This window comes from Novosphingobium sp. (genome assembly GCF_036733805.1).
Taxonomy (GTDB): Bacteria; Pseudomonadota; Alphaproteobacteria; order Sphingomonadales; family Sphingomonadaceae; genus Novosphingobium.
The window spans coordinates 1-6,548 of the sequence record NZ_DAIMZT010000093.1 but is presented as its reverse complement, the minus strand read 5'-3'; the positions used below and the strand labels follow the sequence as shown (position 1 = coordinate 6,548).

The window sequence follows — 6,548 nt, the reverse complement described above, 5'->3', positions numbered from 1 at the left end:
CATGATTTCCTCGATCAGCAGGAGGACGAGGAAGCCGACGAAGAACATCGCGCTGATAAGCGGCGAGTCCGGCTTCTCGTGCGCTTCGACCAGCAACTCTTCGGTGACGAGATAGAGCAGCGCCATAAGGCCGAAGCTCAGGAAGCCGGTGATCCATATCGGCGTCAGCAACGCCACCGGCTGCGCGATCAGCGCACCGATAGGCACAAGCACCGCCAGCGCGCAAGTCAGGCCGATCGCCTTTGCCTTGCGATACCGCCCCACCAGATCGTTGGTGAGGGTCAGGGCCAGGAACAGCACTTCGAGGGTCAGTGCGACGGCCAACAGCGTGCCCGCCTTCTCGCCGGCGATGAAGGCGAGACCGAGAACAAGGCCATCTATCGCCAGATCGAGCCCGATCGCGGCGAGCAGCGCGACAGGCCCCTCAAACCGGCTTTCGGCCGCCTTCAGGCCGAGCATCACGGCGACGCCCAGCGCTCCGCCGATCAACGTCGCGGTCGGAGAACCGCCGTGCATCACCAGCGGCAGGATCTCCGTCGCAGCAGCGGCGAACACCACGCCGGCCGCGAGATGCTGCATGGCCGCCACCAGCTTCTCGCCGGGGGTGCGCCATCCGGCGATCAGCGCGCCGATCATGATCGCGATCATCGGGATCAGGGAGAATTTGAGCGCCGCCATCGTCAGCGCCCCTCTGTGCCGGGTGGGTTGGTCACAAGCTCGTATCCTTCCTGCACAAGACGGGGGGCTTGTCCCCTTCCTCGATCTTGAGTTCGTTGCCCGAGAACATCGCGCTCATCGTGTCGCCGACATATTGAAGCCCGGCCGCAGGCGCGGTCAGGACAACCGGCGCAGCGTCCCCGTCGCGGCGCAGCTCGAGCGTCAGGCCCTCATTCTTGAAGTCGACGAGGAGCGGGCGATCGTCGTCGCACCGATAGGGGTGGCGACCGGGGATGCCGCTGGCATCCCCGCTGTCCCCGGCGTGGATTTCCTGTTCGGTCGGCGGCGCCTTGCGAGGTTGTTCGGAACAGCCCGATAGCGCCAGCGCAACGCTCATGCTGGCGATCCCAATCCGCATTGGCGTCATCAATGCCTCCGGGAAAATCCTGATGCTCATCCAAGCCATTGCGCAGCTCCGACGACGACGGCGATCATGACCATGATGCCCAAGAGCAGCAGCTTTTCCTGTCGCGGATCGCCGACGTTGCGGATGCGCACGGCGATCTGCCAGGCAGGGCGCATCCGGACGCGCCAAGACCCGGCAGCGATCCGGTCCAATTCGGTATCCGAAAGCTGGAAAAACGACTTCACGTCGCCCCGAGAGCGTCCCGTGAGACCCGTCACCCGAAAAACCGGGTCGGCAAACGCCAAGTCAATGGCACTTGGTTTCCCTGCCATCGGTGCGTCGTCGTCGCCCGATGCCCATGACGGACTTAGAAGAGTGATAAGCTGATTTGGGTCTCGTTCGAGCAGAGAAGCCCAGCGTACCAAGCGCGAACGACGGTCGTCGTTCGAAAGCGCAGTCATGGGCCTTGAATGTCCACCGCTTTTTGGCCGGCGCCATTTCACCAGCGAACTTGAGAGACGATTGCGCTTCATTGCCGGTCAGCCGGCTCGAGGTGATTTTGGGAGGCGCGCTTCAGCGGATGGGAAAAGCGCAATGTCAGAAAGGTCGTCAGACTGAGAACCACCGCGATGTCATAGAGACCGTAGCCGACAGCGGCGCCCAGTGCGCCGGTCGACCACAGGCTTGCAGCGGTCGCGGTCCCCGACGCTTTCCCGCGATACTTCAATATGGCGCCGCCGCCGATGAAGCCGACGCCGGTGATCAATCCTTCGAGCAGGCGTGCTTGGGCAGGAGACGTGCGTCCGAGAATGGCGATGCCGACGAGCACGAACCCGCAACTGGCAATGGCGACCAGCGGGAAAGTGCGAATGCCAGCGCTGCGTTCGTCTTTCTCCCGGTCCCAGCCAACCGGAAGCGCAAGCGCATAGGCCAGCGCAAGACTGACGACATGGGAAAGAGTCTCTCCCCAATATGGCAGCGTCATCATGCGGCCGAGCCTTTGCCTTGGCCGCCTGCCACACTGTCCGCTGCATCTTGATAAGCGAGCACCCTTTTGCAGGCCAGCGCGCGCGCACCGGGGCGCTTGAGTGTGATCTGGTCGCCGCCTGAGATCGACACGTTGAGGTTCCGACCGACATAGGTCCGCCCGCTTGCCGGCGATGTTACGCGTTCCGGAGCGGCGTTCGGTCGGGTCTTTATGTCGAGGGTCAGGCCATCGCCGAGGAAGTCGACATCGAGGCGTGAACCATCAGGACAGGCATAGAAATGCTCGCCGATGAAGTTGGGCAGCTCGCGATCACGCGACGCTTCAGCCTCGCTCTTGTTAGTGGCTGGCGAGCAGCCGAGCAGGCCCGGCGCCAGAGCAAGCCCGGTTGCGAGTATGATCCCCCGAACCGGGCCGTTCCCAAGGCGCCGAGCCGCTATTTCCCCGACTTTCCATAATCTGTCGCCATGGGCGCTACAGGGGGCACGCCCATGGCGCGGGCCGTTCTCACACGGACACCCGAAGGACTCGTTGTGTGGCGGCCGATCCATAGCAGTCAGTCGAACAATTCGCTCAGGAAGCCCTTGCGGCGACCCTTATGCCCCCGCTCGTAGCCGTGCTTTCCGCCATGATCGCCATGGCCGCGATCATCGGATGTTCCGAGGCGAACGCCGCTCAACGGCCGCGCGCTGTCATCGCCGGCGCTGCGCTCGATAATCTTGTCGAGTTCGCCGCGATCGAGCCAGACGCCACGACACTGCGGGCAATAGTCGATCTCAATGCCCTGCCGCTCGCTCATGACGAGATCGACGCGGCAAGTCGGGCATAGCAGCCCTGCGGAGGGACGGTTGTCTACCATGATGGATTCCCTTCTTTAGAATGCTGGCCCGTTAGTCGTTCGCGGCACCGCGAGGCGGCGGTGGTTTGATGGGGCGCCGATGATGCCGCATGGACCGCCCTGGCAGTCGCGATTGCCGGCGCAGGAGGGCGAGAAACGCCGCATCCTGCAGCCGCATTGTTCGCCGCAGACCCTTGCGCATTATGCGGCCGGCCAGGCCGCCGATGATGCCACGACATTCGACCGAATGGTGAATGCAGACACCGTTCGCGATCGGCTCGATCTCGTAGCGTTCGTCGAAGGTGAGGAAGCCCTTCACGCCCATCTGCCAACCGATGAGCTGGGGCTTGGTCAGGCGGTTGATGATCATTTGCGTCGTCATCTTGCGGTCGCCTTTGAAGAGCAGCCAGGTGACGTCCATTTCGGCACCGCGTTCGGCATCGCCCGCAATACGATAGATCGGATGCCATCGTGCGTAGCCTCTCAGATCGGAGATCAGCGACCAAACCCGCAGCGCGGACATATTGAACTCGAAACTTGTCTCTTCCTTCATGGCTGCCTGTCCTGTCCGGCCAAGGCGCGGCGAAACCGGAGGCCGCGCAGAGGCGGCCGCCTCCCCGATTGGGCGGGGGATTGATGGGAGCTGGTGGGGCGTCGAGGGCTTGCATGGCGCAAGCCCTCTCGCTTGCCGGACCGCGGTTCATAGTCTTAGGCTTCCAGCGTCTTGCTGGCCTTGCCACCAATGACCTCGACCGCCTCAAGGGTCATCAGCCCGATGTCGGGTACATCGCTCAAGGCAGACACGAACGCGCGCAAAGCGTCCTCGAAATCGACGATTTCGATCACCACTGCCCGATCACTCTCAAGCACATGGCGTCGGTGGACGTGCGCCGATGCCCCGAAGCCTATCAGCGCCTCCAGCACCGTCAGGCCAGCCATCTTTCGATCGCGCGCCAGCGAGGCCACATATTCGAAGACCTTGCGATCGCCGATATAGGCCGCCTCGTCCGTATAGATGCGCAGCAGTTTCCGGACAGGTTCTACCATCATGCTTCTCCTTTCAGGTGGGCGGGTTCCTCGCCATGCGGCGTGCTCGCCTCTTGCTCATTTTGACGATCGGTCCGCCCGAGGATCACTTTCGCGATCGCCGGCAGCACCAGCAGTGTCAGGATGGTGGCCGCGACGAGACCACCGATCACGGTGACGGCCAGCGGCTTCTGCACCTCAGCACCAGTGCCGTGGGCGAGCGCCATCGGCACGAAGCCGATCGCGGGCACGAACCCGGTCATGATGACCGCCCGCATCTTCTCGGCCATGCCGTGGCGGATCGCCTCCGCCACCGGCAATCCAGCTTCGATGCGCTCCCGGATCGCGGACATCACAACAAGGCCGTTCAGCACCGCCACGCCGGCAAGACAGATGAACCCGACCGCCGCCGACACCGAAAAGTTGATGCCGGTCAGCAGCAGGGTAAACACGCCGCCCGCCAGACCAAGTGGCACCGCCAAAAACACCGATGCTGCCCTGCCGAAGCCGCCGAGTGCCATGTAGAGCAACCCGAAGATTACCAGGAAGCACAGCGGCACCACGATCGATAGCCGCTTCGATGCCGCTGCCAAATTCTCGAACTGACCGCCCCATTCGAGGTAGTAACCGGCAGGCAACTTGACCTGTGCGATCTTTGCCTGCGCTTCCTGGACGAATGAACCCGCATCGCGGCCGCCCAGATTGACCTGGACGACCACACGACGCTTGCCGTTCTCCCGGCTGATCTGGTTCAGACCTTCCGTCAGCCGGATTTGCGCCACTTGCGCAAGCGGCACCTGGGCACGCGGCCGTCCCTCGACTTCCGGCAGCAGCACCGGCAGCGTCCGGATTTCGTCAAGGTTCGCGCGCGTGGCCTCAGGCACGCGCACGGTGACATCGAACCGCCGATCGCCCTCATAGACGAGCCCCGATTCACGGCCGCCGAGCCCTGCCGCAACCGTGTCCGCGACGTCGCGCACCGTAAGACCCAACCGCGCTATCGCCGCGCGGTCGAGCCTTACATCAAGCGCCGGCGCACCACCGACCTGCTCGGCCTTGACGCTCGCCGCACCGGGTACGGTCTGAAGCACCCGCACCATCTCGTTGGCGGTCAGCGCCATCTTGTCGAGATCGTCGCCGTAGAGCTTGATCGCGACATCGCCGCGGACACCGGCGATTAGTTCGTTGAAGCGGAGCTGGATCGGCTGACTGACCTCGTAGAGATTTCCGAGGAGCCCTTTGGTAGCTTTCTCAATCTTCGCGACCACGTCGGCTTTAGTCGTACCCTCGGCCCACTCTTCCTTCTCCTTCAGAATGACGAAGCCGTCGGATACGTTCGGCGGCATCGGGTCGCTGGCTACTTCCGCCGTGCCGGTCTTGGAAAACATCAAGGCGACTTCCGGAATCTTTATCACCGCCTCTTCGACCTTGCGTTCCATTGCCAGCGACTGATCGAGGCTGACCGAGGGCACGCGAGTCGATGCGAAGGCGAGATTCTTCTCGTCGAGCTGCGGAATGAACTCCGATCCCAGCAAGCCAAATGCGGGAATTGCCGCCAAAAAGAAGGCTAACCCCCCCAGGATGAACGGCCACGGGCGTGCGATCGCCTTGTCCAGCAAAGGCAGGTAGCGGTCCTTGGACTTCCGGATCAACCACACGTCCTTTTCCGCGACTTTTCCGCGAATCATGATCGCCACCAGCGCCGGCACCAGCGTGATCGCCAGAACGAAAGCCGCCACCAGCGCGAGCATGATGGTGATCGCCATCGGCGAGAACGTCTTGCCCTCGGTGCCCGTGAACGTCAGGAGCGGGGCGAAGGCGAGGAGGATGATCGCCTGACCATATACGGTCGGCTTGATCATCTCCTGCGCGGCCCGCATCGTCTCCTCGAGCCGTTCTCGCAGAGAAAGCAGCCGGCCTTCATGTTCCTGTCGATGCGCCAATCTGGCGAGGCAGTTTTCGATGATGATGACCGCGCCGTCGACGATCAAACCGAAGTCGAGCGCGCCCAGGCTCATCAGGTTTCCGGGGACTTTGAAGGCGTTCATCCCCATCGCCATCATCAGAAACGAGAACGGAATCACCAGTGTCGCGATAATCGCCGCGCGCCAATTGCCGAGCAGCAGAAACAACGACGCCGCAACGAGGATTGCGCCTTCGGTGAGGTTGCGCTGCACCGTAGCCACCGTGGCCCCAACCAACGCCGCGCGGTTCAGCACAACCTTCACCTCGATACCCGGCGGCAGCGTCTTTGCTACCTGATCGAGCTTGGCAGTTGCCGACTCAGCTACGACGCGGCTGTTCTGGCCGATCAACATCAGCACAGTGCCAATGACCGCCTCCCGGCCGTTCATGCTGCCGGCACCCGTCCGCAAATCGCCACCAACGCGAACATTCGCGATCTGGCCGATGGTAATTGGCGTTCCGCCTCGTGTCGCCGCGACCGCGTTGCGGATTTCATCAACGGTTCGCACGCGTGAGTCGACGCGCACGAGATAGGCTTCGCCGCCGCGGTTATAGTAATTCGCACCGACCGCAAGATTGGCGTTTTCGAGAGCCTGGCCGAGCTCGCTGTACGAGACACCGAAACTGGCGAGCTTGGTCGGATCCGGCTCGACCACGAAGGTCTTGGCATA

General features: G+C 62.9%; 9 protein-coding genes. All 9 read right to left on the bottom strand.

Annotated elements, in window-relative coordinates:
* The coding region (locus V7D69_RS14865) for a ZIP family metal transporter (RefSeq protein WP_333606185.1) at nucleotides 1-678 on the bottom strand (678 nt) is incomplete at its 3' end.
* 31 nt (nucleotides 679-709) lie between these two features.
* The gene (locus tag V7D69_RS14860; protein ID WP_179563595.1) at nucleotides 710-1,123 is read right to left on the bottom strand and encodes a hypothetical protein; all 414 of its coding nucleotides are present in this window, start codon (nucleotides 1,121-1,123) and stop codon (nucleotides 710-712) included.
* Nucleotides 1,111-1,395, bottom strand: a complete 285-nt coding sequence (locus V7D69_RS14855) for a hypothetical protein (RefSeq protein WP_333606184.1) — start codon at nucleotides 1,393-1,395, stop codon at nucleotides 1,111-1,113. The genes V7D69_RS14860 and V7D69_RS14855 overlap by 13 nt, the downstream gene beginning before the upstream one ends.
* Nucleotides 1,396-1,592: 197 nt before the next feature.
* Complete coding sequence (locus V7D69_RS14850; RefSeq protein ID WP_179563636.1) at nucleotides 1,593-2,048, bottom strand: MgtC/SapB family protein; 456 nt, start codon at nucleotides 2,046-2,048, stop codon at nucleotides 1,593-1,595.
* Nucleotides 2,048-2,599 carry a hypothetical protein gene (locus V7D69_RS14845; RefSeq protein ID WP_183684901.1) on the bottom strand — a complete coding sequence of 184 codons (552 nt, stop codon included), beginning with the start codon at nucleotides 2,597-2,599 and terminating at the stop codon, nucleotides 2,048-2,050. Before V7D69_RS14845 ends, V7D69_RS14850 begins: the two co-directional genes overlap by 1 nt.
* Before the next feature lie 5 nt (nucleotides 2,600-2,604).
* Entirely contained in the window at nucleotides 2,605-2,907 is a 303-nt protein-coding gene (locus tag V7D69_RS14840) for a TFIIB-type zinc ribbon-containing protein (RefSeq protein ID WP_179563597.1), read from the bottom strand.
* Between the two features lie 31 nt (nucleotides 2,908-2,938).
* Entirely contained in the window at nucleotides 2,939-3,439 is a 501-nt protein-coding gene (locus V7D69_RS14835) for an SRPBCC family protein (RefSeq protein WP_179563598.1), read from the bottom strand.
* 155 nt (nucleotides 3,440-3,594) lie between these two features.
* Entirely contained in the window at nucleotides 3,595-3,933 is a 339-nt protein-coding gene (locus V7D69_RS14830) for a DUF190 domain-containing protein (RefSeq protein ID WP_179563637.1), read from the bottom strand.
* Nucleotides 3,933-6,548 (bottom strand): efflux RND transporter permease subunit (locus tag V7D69_RS14825; RefSeq protein WP_333606183.1); only part of this gene is annotated, 2,616 nt, incomplete at its 5' end. The genes V7D69_RS14830 and V7D69_RS14825, both read right to left, overlap by 1 nt.

Bases quoted from the DNA above. Each gene is read 5' to 3' on its own strand.
- V7D69_RS14835 (WP_179563598.1), bottom strand. From the start codon at position 3,439: ATGAAGGAAGAGACAAGTTTCGAGTTCAATATGTCCGCGCTGCGGGTT.
- V7D69_RS14850 (WP_179563636.1), bottom strand. From the start codon at position 2,048: ATGACGCTGCCATATTGGGGAGAGACTCTTTCCCATGTCGTCAGTCTT.
- V7D69_RS14845 (WP_183684901.1), bottom strand. From the start codon at position 2,599: ATGGATCGGCCGCCACACAACGAGTCCTTCGGGTGTCCGTGTGAGAAC.
- V7D69_RS14855 (WP_333606184.1), bottom strand. From the start codon at position 1,395: ATGGCAGGGAAACCAAGTGCCATTGACTTGGCGTTTGCCGACCCGGTT.
- V7D69_RS14860 (WP_179563595.1), bottom strand. From the start codon at position 1,123: ATGGCTTGGATGAGCATCAGGATTTTCCCGGAGGCATTGATGACGCCA.
- V7D69_RS14840 (WP_179563597.1), bottom strand. From the start codon at position 2,907: ATGGTAGACAACCGTCCCTCCGCAGGGCTGCTATGCCCGACTTGCCGC.
- V7D69_RS14830 (WP_179563637.1), bottom strand. From the start codon at position 3,933: ATGGTAGAACCTGTCCGGAAACTGCTGCGCATCTATACGGACGAGGCG.